The sequence below is a fragment of the Nocardiopsis sp. NPDC055551 genome, assembly GCF_053619415.1.
The window spans coordinates 132,379-149,657 of sequence record NZ_JBSHJJ010000009.1 but is presented as its reverse complement, the minus strand read 5'-3'; the positions used below and the strand labels follow the sequence as shown (position 1 = coordinate 149,657).

General features: G+C 69.6%; 19 protein-coding genes. 13 read left to right on the top strand and 6 right to left on the bottom strand.

Annotated features, from left to right (window positions below; all coding sequences use genetic code 11):
- Positions 1 to 40 precede the first annotated feature (40 nt).
- The 4 genes from ACWGSK_RS17590 (at position 41) to ACWGSK_RS17575 (ending at position 4,845) form a co-directional block, all read left to right on the top strand.
- On the top strand, positions 41 to 1,285 hold the full coding sequence (locus ACWGSK_RS17590) for a glycerate kinase (RefSeq protein WP_452456269.1): 1,245 nt from the start codon (positions 41 to 43) through the stop codon (positions 1,283 to 1,285).
- Positions 1,282 to 2,643, top strand: coding sequence for a GntP family permease (locus ACWGSK_RS17585; RefSeq protein WP_358507245.1), 1,362 nt, complete (start codon positions 1,282 to 1,284; stop codon positions 2,641 to 2,643). The genes ACWGSK_RS17590 and ACWGSK_RS17585 overlap by 4 nt, the downstream gene beginning before the upstream one ends.
- Positions 2,644 to 2,794: 151 nt before the next feature.
- A complete protein-coding gene (locus ACWGSK_RS17580; protein WP_358507246.1) occupies positions 2,795 to 4,048 on the top strand; it encodes a DUF418 domain-containing protein in 1,254 nt (417 codons plus the stop codon).
- 71 nt (positions 4,049 to 4,119) lie between these two features.
- Entirely contained in the window at positions 4,120 to 4,845 is a 726-nt protein-coding gene (locus tag ACWGSK_RS17575; RefSeq protein ID WP_358507247.1) for a TetR/AcrR family transcriptional regulator, read from the top strand.
- Between the two features lie 3 nt (positions 4,846 to 4,848).
- Here ACWGSK_RS17575 and ACWGSK_RS17570 read toward each other — a convergent pair whose 3' ends face one another.
- The 4 genes from ACWGSK_RS17570 to ACWGSK_RS17555 form a co-directional block, all read right to left on the bottom strand.
- Positions 4,849 to 5,373, bottom strand: coding sequence for a GNAT family N-acetyltransferase (locus ACWGSK_RS17570; RefSeq protein WP_358507249.1), 525 nt, complete (start codon positions 5,371 to 5,373; stop codon positions 4,849 to 4,851).
- 132 nt (positions 5,374 to 5,505) lie between these two features.
- Positions 5,506 to 6,057, bottom strand: a complete 552-nt coding sequence (locus ACWGSK_RS17565; RefSeq protein WP_452456268.1) for an SRPBCC domain-containing protein — start codon at positions 6,055 to 6,057, stop codon at positions 5,506 to 5,508.
- Positions 6,054 to 6,350, bottom strand: coding sequence for an ArsR/SmtB family transcription factor (locus ACWGSK_RS17560; protein WP_452456267.1), 297 nt, complete (start codon positions 6,348 to 6,350; stop codon positions 6,054 to 6,056). Before ACWGSK_RS17560 ends, ACWGSK_RS17565 begins: the two co-directional genes overlap by 4 nt.
- 55 nt (positions 6,351 to 6,405) lie before the next feature.
- Positions 6,406 to 6,969 carry a TetR/AcrR family transcriptional regulator gene (locus tag ACWGSK_RS17555; protein ID WP_452456266.1) on the bottom strand — a complete coding sequence of 188 codons (564 nt, stop codon included), beginning with the start codon at positions 6,967 to 6,969 and terminating at the stop codon, positions 6,406 to 6,408.
- Positions 6,970 to 7,039: 70 nt separating this feature from the next.
- Here ACWGSK_RS17555 and ACWGSK_RS17550 point away from each other — a divergent pair, with 70 nt between their 5' ends.
- The 5 genes from ACWGSK_RS17550 to ACWGSK_RS17530 all read left to right on the top strand — a co-directional run bounded on the left by ACWGSK_RS17550 (position 7,040) and on the right by ACWGSK_RS17530 (position 11,645).
- Positions 7,040 to 7,660: a GNAT family N-acetyltransferase gene (locus ACWGSK_RS17550; protein ID WP_452456265.1), complete on the top strand. Its 621-nt coding sequence runs from the start codon at positions 7,040 to 7,042 to the stop codon at positions 7,658 to 7,660.
- Between the two features lie 104 nt (positions 7,661 to 7,764).
- Positions 7,765 to 9,135: an amidohydrolase family protein gene (locus ACWGSK_RS17545; protein WP_452456264.1), complete on the top strand. Its 1,371-nt coding sequence runs from the start codon at positions 7,765 to 7,767 to the stop codon at positions 9,133 to 9,135.
- 100 nt (positions 9,136 to 9,235) lie between these two features.
- On the top strand, positions 9,236 to 10,138 hold the full coding sequence (locus ACWGSK_RS17540) for an ABC transporter ATP-binding protein (RefSeq protein ID WP_358507251.1): 903 nt from the start codon (positions 9,236 to 9,238) through the stop codon (positions 10,136 to 10,138).
- The gene (locus tag ACWGSK_RS17535; protein ID WP_358507253.1) at positions 10,135 to 10,896 is read left to right on the top strand and encodes an ABC transporter permease; all 762 of its coding nucleotides are present in this window, start codon (positions 10,135 to 10,137) and stop codon (positions 10,894 to 10,896) included. The genes ACWGSK_RS17540 and ACWGSK_RS17535 overlap by 4 nt, the downstream gene beginning before the upstream one ends.
- Positions 10,893 to 11,645, top strand: coding sequence for an ABC transporter permease (locus tag ACWGSK_RS17530; RefSeq protein ID WP_358507255.1), 753 nt, complete (start codon positions 10,893 to 10,895; stop codon positions 11,643 to 11,645). Before ACWGSK_RS17535 ends, ACWGSK_RS17530 begins: the two co-directional genes overlap by 4 nt.
- Here the strand turns inward: ACWGSK_RS17530 and ACWGSK_RS17525 are convergent.
- Both ACWGSK_RS17525 and ACWGSK_RS17520 read right to left on the bottom strand, forming a co-directional pair.
- A complete protein-coding gene (locus tag ACWGSK_RS17525) occupies positions 11,587 to 12,342 on the bottom strand; it encodes a response regulator transcription factor (protein WP_358507257.1) in 756 nt (251 codons plus the stop codon). The two genes, ACWGSK_RS17530 and ACWGSK_RS17525, sit on opposite strands and share 59 nt — an antisense overlap.
- A 24-nt stretch (positions 12,343 to 12,366) precedes the next feature.
- A complete protein-coding gene (locus ACWGSK_RS17520; RefSeq protein ID WP_452456263.1) occupies positions 12,367 to 13,545 on the bottom strand; it encodes a sensor histidine kinase in 1,179 nt (392 codons plus the stop codon).
- Positions 13,546 to 13,628: 83 nt separating this feature from the next.
- On the opposite strand from ACWGSK_RS17520, the gene ACWGSK_RS17515 reads away from it, so the two are divergent.
- From ACWGSK_RS17515 to ACWGSK_RS17500, 4 genes are all read left to right on the top strand, one after another.
- On the top strand, positions 13,629 to 14,135 hold the full coding sequence (locus tag ACWGSK_RS17515; RefSeq protein ID WP_452456262.1) for a DinB family protein: 507 nt from the start codon (positions 13,629 to 13,631) through the stop codon (positions 14,133 to 14,135).
- Positions 14,136 to 14,414: 279 nt separating this feature from the next.
- Positions 14,415 to 15,215: an ABC transporter ATP-binding protein gene (locus ACWGSK_RS17510; protein ID WP_358509727.1), complete on the top strand. Its 801-nt coding sequence runs from the start codon at positions 14,415 to 14,417 to the stop codon at positions 15,213 to 15,215.
- Positions 15,212 to 16,135 (top strand): ABC transporter permease, encoded by a 924-nt coding sequence (locus tag ACWGSK_RS17505; RefSeq protein WP_358509730.1) that lies wholly within the window; start codon positions 15,212 to 15,214, stop codon positions 16,133 to 16,135. Before ACWGSK_RS17510 ends, ACWGSK_RS17505 begins: the two co-directional genes overlap by 4 nt.
- 19 nt (positions 16,136 to 16,154) lie before the next feature.
- Positions 16,155 to 17,249 carry an ABC transporter substrate-binding protein gene (locus tag ACWGSK_RS17500; RefSeq protein WP_452456261.1) on the top strand — a complete coding sequence of 365 codons (1,095 nt, stop codon included), beginning with the start codon at positions 16,155 to 16,157 and terminating at the stop codon, positions 17,247 to 17,249.
- Positions 17,250 to 17,279 lie beyond the last annotated feature (30 nt).

Here is a 17,279-nt window from a genome sequence, read left to right as displayed (position 1 = left end):
ACTGGGCGCTACGCCGTCGAAATGCACCGAACGGGATTCTATGATCTGCGTCATGTCCAAGGAGTTGCACGAACATGACGAGTCGGCCGTCGCACGCGTCGCGGTGATCCCCGACTCGTTCAAGGGCAGTGCGTCCGCCGTCGAGGTGGCCGAGGCCATGGCCCAAGGTGCCCGTGAGGCGTTCGCCGAGCAGGACCTGGCCGTGACCGTCCACACCCTGCCCTTCGCCGACGGCGGCGAAGGCACCCTCGACGCCCTGCTCGGCGCCTGGGGCACCGACGCCCTCACGGTGGAGACCACCGACGCGCTCGGTCGCCCCACCCGCGCCCGATTCGGCGTCTCCGACGACGGCCGGACCGGCGTGATCGAGGCGGCGGAGGCCAACGGCCTGCCCGGTGTCTCCGACGTCGAGCTCCGACCGCGCGAGGCGAGCAGCCGGGGCGTGGGCCGCCTGGCCACCGAACTCCTCGACCGCGAGGTCGAGGAGATCCTGCTGTGCATCGGCGGTTCCGCGTCCACCGACGGCGGCACCGGCATGCTCGGCGCACTCGGGGCGCGCTTCCTGGACGCTGAGGGCTCTGAACTCCCCGACGGGGGCGGCCACCTCCAGAACCTGGCCGACGTGGACCTGTCCGGGCTCGACCCGCGCGCCCGCGAGGTCCGGTGGCGGATCGCCTGCGACGTCACCAACCCGCTGGTCGGAGAACGGGGCGCCGCCGCCGTCTTCGGACCGCAGAAGGGCGCCGGCCTGGAGGACGTCGAGGTGCTCGACGCCGGGCTCGGCCGGCTGGCCGACGTGCTGGCCGATGTCACCGGCTCGTGCCTGCGAGACGTGGAAGGCATGGGCGCCGCCGGCGGTATGCCCGCGACCCTTTCCTCGATCCTGGGCGCCGAACTCCTCCCGGGTTCTCGGATGGTGGCCGAGGTGCTCGACGCCGAACGGCTGCTGGGCGCGGCCGACCTGGTCCTGACCGGTGAGGGCCGGTTCGACAGTCAGTCCCTCGGCGGGAAGGTGGTCGACGCGGTGCGCCGACTCACCCCCGCCCACGTGCCCGTCGTGGTGATCGCGGGCAGCGTGTCGGTCACGGCGGACGAGCTCCGCCGTTCAGGGGTCACCGCGGCCCTCTCCATCGCTCCGGGCCCCCGGACGCTGGAGGAAATGCGGGACGAGGCCCTCCCGGAGATCACCTCGACGGCCTACCAGTGCTGTCGTCTCCTCACCCACCCCGGACCCCCGAGCACCGTGCGACCCGTGCCGGGCACCACTAAGGAACCACGACCGTGACCGATCTCCTCATCCTCGTTCTCCTGGTGGCGGGCATCGTGCTCGTCACCGCTCGTTGGAAGGTCAGCCCCTTCCTCGCCCTGATGGGCGCCGCCATCCTCGGTGCCTTCGCCTTCCGTCTGCCGCTGGCGGACATCGTCACGACGGTGACGGAGGCGTTCGGCGGCACGCTCGGCAACATCGGCCTGGTCATCCTGTTCGGCACCATGATCGGTGTGATCCTGGAGCGCTCCGGCGCCGCGATCGCGATGGCCGAGGCGTTGATCAAGGTGATCGGCACCCGGTTCCCGAACCTGACGATGTCCCTGATCGGTTACATCGTCTCCATCCCGGTGTTCTGCGACTCCGGTTACGTCATCCTGAACTCGCTGCGCAAGGCCATCACCGTGCGCACCGGGGTCTCCGCGCTGGCCACCTCGATCGCGCTGATGACCGGTCTGTACGCCACGCACACGCTGGTGCCGCCGACCCCGGGTCCGCTGGCCGCCGCGGAGAACATCGGCGTCACCGACAGTCTCGGGCTGATCATCGCCCTCGGTCTTCCGGTGGCGGCCGTGGCCGCGATCGCCGGTCTGATCTACGCGAGCACCTTCGCCCGCAAGGAGTTCACCCCGATCCCCGCCTCCAGCGAGGAGGAGATCGACACCCGCTCCTACGACGAGCTGCGTGAGAGCTACGGCAAGCTGCCGAACGCCTTCCTCGCGTTCCTGCCGATCCTGCTGCCGCTGCTCCTGATCTGCTTCGGTTCGTTCGTCAAGCTCCCCTCGCAGCCGCTCGGCGGCGGCACCCTGTTCGAGGTGGCCTCCTTCCTGAGCACCCCGGTGATCGCGCTGATCATCGGCTTGGCCGCCGCGTTGACGCTACTGCGCGGCAACGGGAAGCTGACGAGCTTCAACGAGCAGATCAACGACTCGGTGACCATCGCCGCCCCGATCCTGCTGATCACCGGTGCCGGCGCGGCCTTCGGTGCGGTGCTGGCCGCCTCCCCGCTGACCGACTTCCTCGCGGACAACCTCAGTGGCCTGGGCATCGGCCTGGCCGTGCCGTTCCTGATCGCTGCGGCGCTCAAGACCGCACAGGGTTCGTCCACGGTGGCGATCGTCAGCACCTCGGCGCTGCTCGCCCCCATGCTCGGTTCGCTGGGCCTGGACTCCACGATGGGCATGGTGCTGTCCGTGCTCGCGGTGGGCGCGGGCGCGATGGTGGTCTCGCACGCCAACGACTCCTACTTCTGGGTCGTCTCGCAGCTCAGCCGCATCCCGGTGGCGACCGCCTACCGGACCCTCACGGTGGCGACGGCCATCGAGGGCCTGGCGGCCTTCGCGACGATCATGCTCCTGAGCGTCTTCCTGTTGTAGGAGAGAGGACCGTGGGGCCCGGGTGGTGATCCACCCGGGCCCCTTTCGCTTGTCCGCATGCGGTCACGCCGATGGTCTTGAAGGTGTTCCATCCACCGACCTATAATCCTGAACAGCGTTCAAAGATACATGCGAGAGTCGGGGGACCGGGATGACAGTGGGTAGCGCGGCAGGAACCGCCACCAAGAAACGACTACTGGCGCCGGACTTCGCCCGGGGCTCGATGCTGCTGATGATCGTGCTGTCGAACACGGCGCTCTTCCTCTACGGGGGCACCCACGAAGGATCCGTCAACTTCCCCGACCCCACCACGGCGGCGGACAGCGTCACCCAGTTCCTGATGATCGCGCTGCTGGACGTGCGCTCCTACCCGCTCTTCGCCTTCCTCGTCGGGTACGGGCTCGTGCAGGCCCTCAACGGCCGCTTGGCCCGCGGCGCCTCGAACTCGGAGGCGCACGCCGTCATCCGGAGCCGCAACCGGTGGCTGCTCCTGTTCGGGTTCGTGCACGCGTCCCTGTTCCTGGGCTCGGAGGTGCTGGCCGCCTACGGGATCATCGGCCTGGTCCTGTGCTCCCTGTTCCTCGGCGGAAGCGAACGGCGGCTGCGCGGCGGGATCATCGTCGGCGTCACCCTGCTGTCGTCGGTGTTCGTCCTGGCGGTCGCCACCCTGGTCACGCTCCTGGTGGTGGACCCGTCCGGTCCCACCATGGCGACGCCACCGGACGAGTTCGGCGGGCTCAACGGCAGCGGCGAGGAGAACTACCTGGCCTCGATGGTGGTCCGGCTGATGTCGTGGGTGTCGCTGCTCTTCATCAACTCGTTCGGCGTGGTGCTGCCCACCGCGATGCTCATCGGGTTCTGGGCGGCTCGGAACCGCGTCATCGAGGAACCCGAGCGCCACCACCGGCTGCTGCGCAACACCGCCCTCTTCGGTATCACCCTGGGTCTGTCCGGGTCGCTCCCGGCGGCCCTGCACCACGTGGGCGCCTTCGAGGTCGCACCCTTCTACGGGCTCTCCAGCGCCGTCTTCGGCGGGATGGTCTGGACCAGCGGTCTGGCTCAGGGCCTGGGCTACGCCGCGCTGTTCGTCCTGATCTCCACCCGGTTGGAGCGCCGGGGCCGGCCCCCGGTGGTCATCACCTCCGTGGCGGCCCTGGGCAAGCGTTCGCTGAGCGGCTACCTGACCCACTCGATCATCATGGCGCCGATGCTGTCCGCCTGGGGTCTGGGGCTGGGCGGCTGGTTCACCAACTCCACGATGGCGCTGTACGCCATCGCGTTGTGGCTGTTCACGGTGGTGATCGCCACGCTGATGGAGCGCCGGGGAGTGCAGGGACCCTTCGAGCGGCTGCTGCGCCACCTCACCTCCCGAAAGGCGCCGACGCGGGTCACCGTCGGGGGGTGACCGGTGCCGCGTCGGTCGGGGTCCACCCGTGACGAGGCGGTCCTTGGCCGACGCGGCGCTAGATTGGGCTGATGGTCATGACACCTGGAACGGAACCGGCCCGGGGGCCCGAGGGCCCGGGTCGACGCACCCCCGGGCCCCGTCGACGCTTGTCCACCGAGCTCATCGTGGACACCTCCATCGAGTTGGTGAAGGCCGACGGACTGAGCGCGCTCACCATGCGCGCCCTCGGCGAACGTCTGGGGGTGGCTCCCGGGACCCTGTACACCTACGTCAAGGGGCGCCAGGCCCTGGAGTCCCTGATCCTGGACACGGTGGTGGCCCGGGACGGACTCCCCCACGAACACCCCGGCACCTGGTTCGAGAAGCTTCAGGCGTGGGCCCGAAAGGACTGGGTGACCTTCCGGGAGGATCCGTGGGTGCTGGAGTTGCGCCTGTCCGTGCGCGAGTACGGCCCGTCCATGCTGACCTGGCTGGACTCGGCACTGCGGATCTTCGATGGCACCGACCTGGGCGCGCAGGCCCGGCTGGACATGATCGACGCCTTGGACGCCTACGTGCGCGGGGCGGCCACCGTCGCCGTGCAGTCCGCCTTCGCGGAGGGGGTGGGCGACCCGATGAGCGACCGGGGTCAGGAGATCGAGGCGGCCTACCGGAACTCCGAGACCCTTCAGTGGGCCCTGGCCGAAGGGGGGATCCTGTTCGGTGGAACGGGGTTCGAGTTCGGACTGCGTTCCCTGATCGCCGGGTTCCGGGCCATCGCCGAGGAGGAACCGGCCGCCCGAGAGGACCGGTGAGTCTCAGGGCCGCCAGTCCCGGTTGATCCGGTGGAAGAGGTGGTGGTCGCGCCACTTCCCGGCGATGCGCAGGTAATCCGGGGCGACACCGAACCGGGTGAAGCCGTTGCGCTCCAGCACGCGTTGGGACGCGGTGTTCTCCGGGAGCGTCTCGGCCTGGAGTCGGTGCAGGTTCAGCTCGCCGAAGGCCCGTTCGACCGCTTCGGTGACCGCCTTGGTGGCGATGCCGCGCCCGTTGCTGTCGGCCGCCACCCAGTAGCCGATGGCGGCCGATTGCAGTCCCCCGCGGGTGATCCCGCTCAGGTTGAGCCTGCCGACGATACGCCCATCGTCGACGATCACGAGCGGTAGGCGCCGTCCGTTCCCATGGTCGGCGAGGGCGCTCCCCAAGAGTGCGCGCTGCACGGGAAGGGTGAAGTGGTCGTCGTCGTGCAACGGCTCCCAGGGAGCGAGGAACCTCCGGTTGCGGACCAGCAACGCGGTCAGTTCCTCCGCGTCGTTCACCGTCACCAGCCGGGTCGTCTCCACGGGCGCTCCTAGGTCAGATCGCCGGCCCCTGGGTTCCGATGATCTTGCTCGTAGCGCCCATTTGGGCGCCCAACATGGCGCTGCGAGCAAGATCATCGGTAGGGAGCCCGGCGCTTGTCGGAACACCGGACTCTAGCGCTCGCTTGCCTGGACCGCCGGCTCCGATGGCTCCCCGCCCGGAGACGCGTAGAGTTCGGCGACCTCGGCCATGGCCGCCCACGCCTGCCCGGTGGGTCTTCCGTCGACTCCCAACGCCAACGCGTCCAGCATCACGTGCCAACCGGTGGCGAAGTCGGCCGCGGGTTCGGGCCGGAGCTCGCGGTGCGTGAGTGTGAGGTGGGTGCCCCCGTCCACGCCCTCCAGGGTCCAGCGGACCACGGACTCGGGAACGCCCTCCCAATACCAGCCGTGTTCCAAGAACCCGTCCGGCCCGTTCCGTCCAGGCACATGGAAGGCGGCGACCACCCCGGTGGCCACACCCTCCGCACCGAAGTCGAAGCGGACCGCACCGCCCACCCGCGCCTCGATGACACACCCGGGCAACCAACGTTCCCGCAGGTCTTCCTCGGTGAGCCAAGCCCAGACACGATCTGGGGCATGACCCAGGAACCGTTCGAAACGGATACCGAACGTACCGTCGTCGCCGACGCCGAGCGTGCCGCGCAGGGGGTGCGGAATGGTCATGTCTCTCCCTCGTCCATCGCCCGTTCCAAGGCGTCCAGAGCCCGGTTCCAGCGCCCGCGCTGTGCTTCGAGCCAGTCGCCCACCTCGTCCAGGGCGGGTCCGTTGACCGAGTAGAGCCGTCTCCTGCCCTGCTCACGGACGCGCAATACCCCGGCGCCCACGAGAACGGCGAGGTGCTGCGAGACCGCGGGTCGGCTGATGTCGAAATGGGCCGCGACCTCACCGGCGGGGCGTTCACCCTCCACCAGGAGCTCGACCATTCGACGGCGGTTCGGCTCTCCGATCGCCTCCATCACATCCACACCTTCATGTAAGCAATGACTTACGCTTTTGGCAAGACCCAGGCGGTCATTCATCCGAAAGGAGGGCGCGCAGGCCGGCGACGAGATCGGCCCCGCCGGGAGCCGCCCCGGGGGTCACCAGGTGAACCGCCATCGTTCCCGGGATCAACGAGAGCAGCAGTCCGCCCAACCCGGACTCCTGTTCCTCGGTGACCGACTCCGTCGGCACGTCCAACACCAGGGCCACCAATTCACGCCGGGCCTCGGCGTGCGCGGCCACCAGGCGTTCACGGAATCCGGGCTCCTCCATGTGGAGGATGGCCTCGAAGTTGGCCGACAGCAGCGCGTGCGATTCGGGATAGGTGCGGACGATCTGGCTCATCGCCTCCTCGAAGCGTCCCAACGGGTCGGCCCGCTCGATGTGCACCGACCCCAGGGCCCGCTCGGACCACTCGACCACGGACGCGATCAGGGCCTCGGCGAGCAGGGCCTCCTTCGATCCGTAGTGGTAACCGATGGAGGCCAGGTTCGTTCCGGACGCGGCGACGATGTCGCGGGCGGTGGTCTTGGCGTAACCCTTGCCGTAGAGGCATTCCTTGGCGCCTTCGAGCAACTGCTCCTTGTGTCCCATGCGTCGATCCTAGCCACGATCTATACAAACGTCTTGAACGATCGTTCTATACATACGTATGATTACCGACATGGAGATCACACGACTCGCTCCCGAAAACGAGACCGAGGCCGCGGCCCTACTCGCCCACGCCATGCACCACGACCCCTTGTTCGTCTGGCTCTTCCCCGATAGCGACGCCCGTGCGTCGCTGCTCGGGCACGTCATGGCCGGGCTGGTGGCCCAGGGCATGGCCGACGACCGTGTGCTCGTCGACCGCTCCGGCCACTCCGTCTCCGTCTGGACCCTCAGGGCACCGGACGACGAGCTTCCGACCGATGAGCTTCCGGCCGAAGAGGGCTCCACCGAAGACCCACCCGCCGATCGCGACCACGACCATGGCATCGCCGAGGAGCTGTTCGCCCCCTACGCGGAACGACTCGACCTGCTCAAGAAGGAGATCGACGCGCGCACGCCCACCGATCCACACCTGTACCTGTCGGTCGTCGCGACCCTGCCCGTGGCCCGTGGCCGAGGTCTGGGCGGCGCCATGCTCGCCCACCGACTGGCCGACGCCCGCCTGCCCGCGTACCTGGAGGCGAGCACGGAACGGAGCCGGGCCCTGTACCTGCGCCACGGCTTCGAGGACACCGCCGACGCCATCCGACTGCCCGACGGGCCGACCCTGCACCCGATGCTCCGCCCGGCCTGAGGCGCCGACCTCGCGCGACCGTCACCGACCCACCACAGCCTGACCCCAGCGTCGCACCCCTCCCCGACCCGAGGGCCACGTCCACACACCACCAGGGAGCCGACATGAGGGCCTACGTCCACGCCACCGTCATCGACGTCACCGGAACCGCACCGCTGCCCGACCACACCGTGCTGGTCGACGGCGACCGAATCGCCGCGGTGGGACCCACCACCGCGATCACCGTCCCGGAAGGGGTCGAGGTCGTCGACCTCACCGGCCGCTTCCTCCTCCCCGGCCTCACCGACGCGCACACCCACAGCGACGGCGACGAACACGTCGTCCAACCCTCCTACGTCGTCCATGGCGTCACCGCGGTGCGCGAGATGTGGGGCTCCGACGACATCCGCGACGTCCGCGACCGTGTGGAGGCGGGGAAGCTGCTGGGGCCGCGCTCGGTCGGCTCGGGGAACCTGATCGACGGTTCTCCTTCCCTGTGGGAGGACTTCGCCGTCCCGAAACCACCCACCATCGTCGCCGACTCCGCCGAGGCCCGCCGGGCCGTGGCCGAGACCCAGGACGCCGGCGCGGACTTCGTGAAGGTCTACTCCCGGCTGAACCGGGAGAGCCACCGCGCGATCCTCGACGAGGCCCGCCGACGCGACATCCCCGTGGCCGGACACCGCTCCGACCACGTGCCGTTCTCCGAGCAGATCGAATCCGGCCAACGCTCCTTCGAACACGTCCACGGCCTGTGGCCGGCGCTGTGCCAGGACCCGGAGACCCTGGAGGCCGCGTGGGCGCGGATCCGCATCGAACCGGACACGTACTACGCGAGCTGGTTCCGCCAGGTCAACGAGGTGGAGTGGGAGGCGGCCAATACCTACAGTCCCGTCCGGGCCACCGAGGTGTTCCGGCGGCTCGTCGCCAACGACGTCGCCTACTGCCCCACCTTGGTGATGCACCGATACCTCGACCTACCCGAACGGCTCCGCCTGGACGACCGACGCCTGTGCCATACCGAGCCGGACACGGCCCGGATGTGGGAGTTCGTGCTGGAGAACCTGTACCTGAAGGGCCGCACCCACGACGAGTCGGCCAAGCGCCGCGTGCTGTTCGACCTGCGCCGGGCCGTGGTCGGCGCGATGGCCGACGCCGGGGTGCGCATGATCGCCGGGACCGACGTGCACACCCCCGGGGTGCTGCCCGGGTACTCCCTCCACGAGGAGTTGGAGCTGTACGTCGACTCCGGACTCTCGCCACTTCACGCCCTGCGCACCGCCACCATCGAGCCCGCCCGTTTCCTGGGCCGGGAGTCCTGGTCGGGGTCGGTGGAACAGGGCAAGGTCGCCGACCTGCTCGTCCTGGACGCAGACCCGCTGGCCGACATCCGCAACACCACCCGGATCCACGCGGTGGTCGCGCGCGGCCGGCACATCGGTCCGCGCGAGCGCGCCGACCTGTTGACGGAGATCGCGAGCCGCGCCAAGGCTTGAGCACCGCCACTCCACACCCCGAGGGTCCTCCTTGAGGACGACGGTGGTCTCCTCCCACGGGTAGACGACTTCGACCCGGTCGGAGAACCACACTGCGACCGTGTCCAACGCGATCATCACCCATGACCTGAAGAAGACCTACGGAAAGCGGACGGTCGTCCACGATCTGCACCTGCGTGTGCCGCAGGGTTGTGTCTACGGCTTCCTGGGACCCAACGGTTCCGGGAAGTCGACCACGATGAAGATGCTGCTGTCGCTGGTACGCCCCACCGCCGGCGAGGTCCACGTCCTGGGCCGCCCGATGCGACGTTCGACCCGCCGTGAACTCCTGGGCGAGATCGGTTCGCTGATCGAGGCCCCACCGGCCTACGGCCACCTCACAGGCGCCGAGAACATGCGGCTGGTGCGACACCTGCTGGACCTGGACCAGGGACAGGTCCAGCGAGCAGTACAAACCGTCCGCCTACAGGACCACCTCGACAAGCGTGTGCGCGAGTACTCCCTCGGGATGCGACAGCGCCTGGGCATCGCCATGGCGTTGGCCCGAGAGCCGCGCGTGCTGATCCTCGACGAACCCACCAACGGTCTCGACCCCGCCGGGATCGAGGAGGTGCGGGACCTGCTCACCCGGCTGACCGAACGGGGGATCACCGTGATGGTCTCCAGCCACCTCCTGGGCGAGATCGATCGGACCGCGAGCGTCCTGGGGATCCTGGCCGGCGGACGCATGCTCTTCCAAGGGACCCGGGAGCAACTGTTCTCCCGTTCCACCCCCGACGTACTCGTCGACACCCCGGAACCAGAGCGCGCGACCACCCTGGCCGGCCGATGGAACGCGGTCCGAGACGGAGACCGCGTGCGCGTCCCCGGACTCGACCACGCCGCCACCGCATATTTGGTGGATCGGCTGGTCCACGAACGGATCCCCGTCCACGGAGTGCGGCGGGAGGAACAGTCCCTGGAGGACGTGTTCATGGATCTGACCGGGGGGCGGGGTCTGTGACCGGTCGAGTCGTGGTGGCCGAGTTCGCCAAGATGCGACGCCTGCGCACCCTGCCCGTACTCGCCGTCATGGTCGTCGGCGTGGTCGCTTTCTCCTCGTTGACGTTCACCGCCCCCGGTTTCCTGGACGCGATCGACGATCCCCACGCGCGCCCCTGGCAGTGGCTGCTCGGAGGGCCGGCGTTGGCGGTGGCCCTGATCTCTCCCCTCCTCTTGGCGATCGTGGCCGGACGGCAGGTCGACATCGAGCACCAGGGCAACGGCTGGTTCCTCTCCCAGACCTCGGGGGTGACCGCGGGCGGGTTGTGGCGCGCCAAGTTCGTCGCCACGGGTTCACTGGTGGCCGGAGCGACACTGACACAGAGCGCGCTGGTGGCCGCCCTCGGTTGGTCGGTCGGTATCTCCGTCGACTTCCCCACGGGGCAGTGGCTGGGCCACACCGCCTCGGTCCTGGTGATCAACCTGGTGCTGCTCGCCTTGCACATCCTGCTGTCGGCACGCGTCCTCAACCAGCTCGTGAGCCTGGGTGTCGGTGTCCTGGGCACGTTCGTGGCCCTGACCGGAACCGGACTGCCCCCGTGGATCGGCCACCTGCTGCCCCCGTGGAGCTACTACGGGCTGGTCATACCCGTGGACCTGACCGAAGTCGGTGTGGTCGATCTCGACCCGCACCATCCGAGCGTGATCGTCCTGGGTGTGGTGGGCGGGGCCGGGTTTCTCGCCCTCACCCGGCTGTTCGACCGACAGGAGGCCCGATGACGAGAACGATCCGTGCCGAACTCGTCAAACTGCGACGCTCGCTGAGCTGGGCCGTGGTGGTGTTCCTGCCACTGATGGCCGTGGTCACGGGCGTGGTCAACACCCTCGTCTCCGGGCAGCCGCCGGGCGACGGTTGGCACACCCTGTGGATGCGGATCGTGGTCTTCTACGGTCTGTTTCCGTTGGCCGCGGGGGTGGCCGTGCTCGCCGCCCTGGTGTGGCGGGTCGAACACCAGGGCGGCAACTGGAACGCGCTGATGGGGCGCGTCACCTCCAGCCTGGACATCGTGGTCGCCAAGACGGCAGTGACGGCCGCGTTGACGGCGGCCCTTCAGATGGTCCTGGTGATCGGCGTGATCGTGGCCGGGAAGCTGGTGTTCGACCTGCCCGGGGGCCTACCGCCCCGATACCTCGCGGTCAGTGTGGTGATCGTCGTGGCCTGTCTCCCACTGGCCGCCCTACAGTCCGGCCTGTCCATGCTGATGCGGTCCTTCGCGGCCCCCGTCGCCGTGGCGCTGGCGGGGGCGACCGTCGGCACGCTCCTGCTACTGACCCGGTTGGAGACCCCGGCGCTGCTCCTGCCGTACGGCCTGGTGAGCCGGGTGACCCAGGTGGGGACCGGCGCCTTCGTCGACGATGGCTCGGTCGCCCTTCCCACGTTGGGCGTCCTTGTGGCCGTGGCCCTCGCGCTCACGGTCGCGCTGGTGGCCGGTGCGGCGGTTCTCCTGGACCGACGCGACGTCCACTGACCCGTCCCCCTCCACCAGGCTCGATCAGACCGACTTCGTAGGCCAGGACCACGCTCTGGACGCGGTCACGCAGGTCGAGTTTGGTCAGGATCCGGCGCACGTGGGTCTTGACCGTCGTCTCGGACACGTACAGTCGGCCGGCGATCTCGGAGTTGGAGTACCCACGGGCCATCAGCACCAGAACCTCCCGCTCGCGGGGCGTGAGGGAGTCCAGGGACCCGTGACGGTCCTCCTCTCCCCCGGGCAGGTGGTCGGCGAACCGATCGAGGAGCCGTCGCGTGGCGCTGGGGGCGACCACGGCGTCGCCGGAGTGAACGGAGCGGATCGCCGACAACAAGGCGGAGGACGGCGCGTCCTTGAGCAGGAATCCGCTCGCCCCGGCCCGCAGCGCCGCGTAGACGTACTCGTCCAGGTCGAAGGTGGTCAGCATCAGCACCCGCGGGCCGCCGGCCGTGGCACGGAGCCGGCGGGTGGCCTCCACCCCGTCCATGCGGGGCATCCGCACGTCCATGACGACGACGTCGGCCGCGACGGTCTCCAACAGACGCAGGGTCTGAGCCCCGTCCCCGGCCTGGCCCACGACCCGCATGTCGGGTTGGGAATCCAGGACCATCTGGAAACCCGTCCGCACCAACTCCTGGTCATCGACCAGGACGACGCGGATCGTCTCCCGGGGCTGCTCGTCCGGTGCGTTCACTGCTCTCCTTCTCTGCCTCTCGGCTCACCCGGTGTCGGAACGCAGCGGCAGTGACGCCACCACCTCGAAACCTCCGTCGGCGCGGGGCCCCGCGCGCACGCTACCGCCGTACACCGAGACCCGCTCGCCCATACCGATCAGACCGTGACCACCGTCGCCGTCCACCGCCGCGACGGCGGGCTCACCACCCCCTCCGTCGTCGCGGACGCTCAACTCCAGGGCGTCCTCGCCATAGCGCACACGCACCAGGACCCGGCCCACGTCGGGGCCGGCGTGCCTGAGCGTGTTGGTCAGGGCCTCCTGGACCACGCGGTATGCGGCGAGTTCCATCCCGGTCGACAGTTCGCATCTGCGTCCGTCGACGGTGTACTCCACCGGCAGGCCCGCTTCGCGTACCCGTTCGACCGCCTGTGCCACCTGCTCCAGGCCGGGCCGCGGTACGTACTCCTCCTCGTCGTCCTCTCGGAGGACGCCGAGTATCCCGCGGACCTCCGCTAGAGCCGACCTTCCGGTCGCCGCGACGGCCCCCAGGGCGTTCTTGGCACGCGCGGGGTCCTGGTCGATCGCGTACGTCGCGCCCTCGGCCTGGACCACCATCACGCTCAGGTTGTGCGCCACGACGTCGTGCATCTCGCGGGCGATGCGCTCGCGTTCCTCGGCCACCGCGACCCGCGCGCGAGCGTCCCGCTCCCGCTCCAGCCACCGCGCCCGTTCCTCCAGCCCTGCGAAGTGGCGCCGCCGCACCTTCGTGTAGAGCCCCACCACCCAGAAGAGCAGGATGAGACAGGAGTACAGGGCGAAGGCGTCCCAGTCGTCCCAACCGACGTACTCGGACCGCAGGAGGGCCACGAGGAGACCGGCTTCGACCACCACCAGCGCGACGGTCGCCCGGACCGGATCACTGAGTGACGCGACGGTGTACAGGGCCACCAGGAGCGCGAGGTCGGCGACGATCAACCCGACCGGCGAGAGCATCTGCACCGCGGCGACGACGGCGATGACCGTGAACACCGTCATGGGGAGGGTCCGCCGCAGCACCAAGGGCAGCAGGAGCGCGAACGCGAGGGCCGCGTAGACGGACGAGGGATCCGCGTCGCCGGCACCGAGATGGGCGCTCGCGGTCAGCAACAGAAGGGGAGCGACGCTGATCGTGTCGACCAGCACCACGTGTTCTCCCAGCCACTTCCTCACTCTGTCGAACACCCTCGACATTGTAGGTCCCGGTGCTTCGGCCGCCCCGGGGAAAAGGGCTTTCTCGGACCGGTACCGCGTGAGAGGTTGGGCGCATGCCTGATCCTCGACGTGACCTGCTGCGCGACCAGTACGACATGACCTGGGCGCTGTTCGAATACCACCTGGAACGCCTGGATCCGCAGGACCACCTCTGGGAGCCCGCTCCGCTCCGCTGGACCGTGCACCGACAAGCCGACGGCCGGTGGCACCCGGACTGGGCCGAGACCGAACCCGACCCGGTCCCGGTACCGACCATCGCCTGGATCACCTGGCACATCGGCTGGTGGTGGTCGGTCACCCTCGACCACGTCCTGGAACGCCCGGTACGGGAACGCACCGAGGTGACCTGGCCGGGCGAGGAGCGTGCCGTGCCCTGGCTGCGCGAGTTGGGGGCGGAGTGGCGCGAGGCCCTCGAAGGGATCGACCTGGACGCTCCCACGGCCTTCCCCTGGCCGGAGGGACGGACCCGGGCGGACACGGCCTGGTGGGTCAACGCCGAACTCATGAAGAACGCCGCCGAGATCGGGCAGCTGCGGATGCTGCGGGCCGCCCGGGGGTGACTCGTCGGACCCTCGATCCACCTCGGCCCGGGATGGTCGAACACGGCCACGTCGGCCGGGCGACCTCCGGTTTCGCACCCCGCCGCCCCAGGTGAACAAGGGCACAGCGGCGGTACGGAAGAAAACGCGGTGAACTATCGTCACTCAAGTGGGGACCTACCGGCGGGTATGAGGGGCCCTACGGCCCGTCCGTACCCGCCGAGGACGAACACCTGGAGAGTGCACAGTGCGACACCACACCCGGGCCGGGGGCGCCCGGCCGACCGCCGTGGAGCCACGGTGACCGCCGGGATCGAGGTGCGCGGCCTCACCAAGAGTCACCCGGGCGCACGCCCGGATCGCCCCGCGCTCCAGAACATCGACCTGGAGATCCCCCACCGCCAGTTCGTCAGCCTCATCGGCCCCAGCGGCTGCGGCAAGTCCACCCTGTTGCGCATCCTCGCCGGGTTGGATCACCCCGACACCGGACAGGTCTCCCTGCTCGGCCGGAGCCCGAAGCAGGCGAGCCGACGCAAGGCCATCGGCCTGGTCTCCCAGACCCCGGCCCTGCTGCCCTGGCTCACCGTCCGTCAGAACATCGCCCTGCCGGGGAAGGTCAACCGCCGCGCCGGTTCGGAGATCGACTCCCCCGACGAGCTGCTGCGCGCCGTCGGGCTGGAGGAGGCCGCCGGCCAGTACCCGCACGAACTCTCCGGCGGCATGCTCCAACGCGTCGCCGTGGCCCGGGCCCTGGGCCTGCGCCCTGACGTGCTGCTGATGGACGAACCCTTCTCCGCCCTCGACGAGTTCACCCGCGAGGCCCTGCAGTACCAACTCCTGGGCCTGTGGCAGCAGCGGGCCACCACGGTCGTGTTCGTGACGCACTCCGTCCGCGAGGCGGTCGTGCTCTCCGACCGGATCGTCGTGATGTCGGCCCGCCCCGGTCGTATCCACGAGGTCCTCGACGTCGACCTGCCCCGCCCCCGTGACCGGAAGGTCGTGAAGGGGCCGCACATGCACGATCTGGAGGACCGGGTCCGCGCCTCGTTGCAGAGCGCGTGGAAGGCCGGCGCCGCCCCCGACGACCTCGTTCCGCTGTGAGAGAGGAGGCGGGCATCGCCACCCGCGTCACCGACGAGGCCGACGGCACCGGGGACCTCGGTTCGACACCTCCGACCCCGGTTCCGAACGCCACGGTCCCACCCGTCCCGGAGGGCACGCCCGCCGCGCCCGCGCGCGGCGCCCGTCGACGTTCGGTCCTGCACCCCGCCACGTGGCTGCCCGCCACCGTGGTCCTGGTCGTGCTCGGCCTGGCCTGGTCCGCGGTGGCCGAGGCGCACCCCTACATCCTGCCGGGGCTGGGCGAGGTCGGATCCGCCCTGGTCGGCGACCCTCCGCTGTTCCTGGAGAATGCCTGGGCGACGCTGAGCATCGCCCTGGTGGGCGTGGGCGTGGGCGCGGGCAGCGCGTTCGTGCTGGCCCTGCTGATGTCGGAGATCCCGATGGTGCGCCGGGCCGTGATGCCGTTCGCGGTGGTCCTGAACGTGACCCCGGTCGTGGCGATCACGCCGGCGCTGGTGGTCGCGTTCGGGTTCGGAATGGCGCCGAAGGTCATCGTCACCGCGATCATCACGTTCTTCCCCGTGCTGATCAACGTGGCCACCGGCCTGCGTTCGGTGCCCCTCCCGGTCCTGCACGTCTTTCGCACCCTGAACGCCTCCCGCTGGGAGGTGCTGTTGCGACTGCGCGTCCCGAGCAGCCTGCCCTACACGCTGGCCGCGCTGCGCGTGGTGGTTCCGTTGTCCCTGGTGGGAGCGGTGGTCGCCGAGTTCGTGGCCGCCGGTTCCTCGGGCGGCCTCGGCACCATGATCCGCAACTCCGCCTCCACCGCGCGCCTGGACCACGTCTACGCCGGGGTCGCCTGCCTGGCGGCCATGGGCGTGCTCCTGCTCACCCTGGTCACCCTGGTGGAGAAGCGCCTGCTGTTCTGGCACGACTCCCGACGCCCCACCCGTGGATGAAACGAAAGAGAACCAGCCGATGCCCGTCCCCGCTCAGCAGCGGTTCCGCCTCCTCGGACCCGCCGCGGTCCTGACCGCCGCCGCCCTCCTCGCCACGGCCTGCGGCGAGGACGCCGACACCCCCGAGGTGGCCGTCGCCATCGACCAGGAGCGGTGCGACGTCAACCGGGAGTCCGGGCCGATCACCTTCGTCACCGGCTACCACTACCAGGCCTCCGTCACCCAGCTGGAGGTCATCGCCGCCGATGCCCTCGGGTACTTCGACGCCCTGTGCCTGGACGTGGAGATCCAGCCCGGCAACGGCGACCTGATGGGCAACGCCCAACTGGTGTCCGCCGGGACCGCTCGGTTCACCGCGATGAGCAACGAGGCCGAGGTCCTGCAGGCGGACACGCGCGACCACGAGGTCATCGGCGTCGCCACCTACGGGCACGTGCCGATCTCCACGCTGCTCACGGGGACCGGCGTCGACGACCTCACCGAACTGGAGGGGCGGACCCTGGGCCACCAGAGCATGCTGCCCGCACCCGTGGAGGCCATGCTGGTCGAGGCCGGCGTGGATCTCGAAACCATCGAACAGGTCGAGGCCGGATACGACCCCTCCGTGCTCCCGCGCGACCAGGTCCAGGCCCTCACGGGTTTCCGTTCCAACGAACCGCATCGACTCGACGCCCTGGGTAAGGAGTACACCCAGTGGATGCCCGAGGACTTCGGGGTGGTCGGCTCCTTCGGGGTGATGGTGACCGACCCCGTCTGGGCGGAGGAGAACCCCACCGCCACCGAGGACTTCCTCCGGGCCGTCGGCCACGCGTTCGACCACTGTCAGGACGCCGCCGGGGCATGCGTGGGGTACGCGGCCGAACTGGACCGGGCGAGCTACGACACCGAGCACAACCTCAAGGTGTGGGACACCGAGCGCGAACTCGTGGCCTCCTCCACCCCCGATGGTGAGCCTCGGGGCTTCGTGGACCTCGAACTGACCGAACGGGAGGCGCAGACCCTGCTGGCCAACGGCGAACTCGACGAGGTCCCCGATCTGGGACCCCTCTTCGACACCCGTTACCTGGAGGCGGTCCACGAGGGATCCGAGTTGGTCTGGCCCGGGGCGAACTGAGGGTCCGGGCGGCGACGACCCTTACCGGCA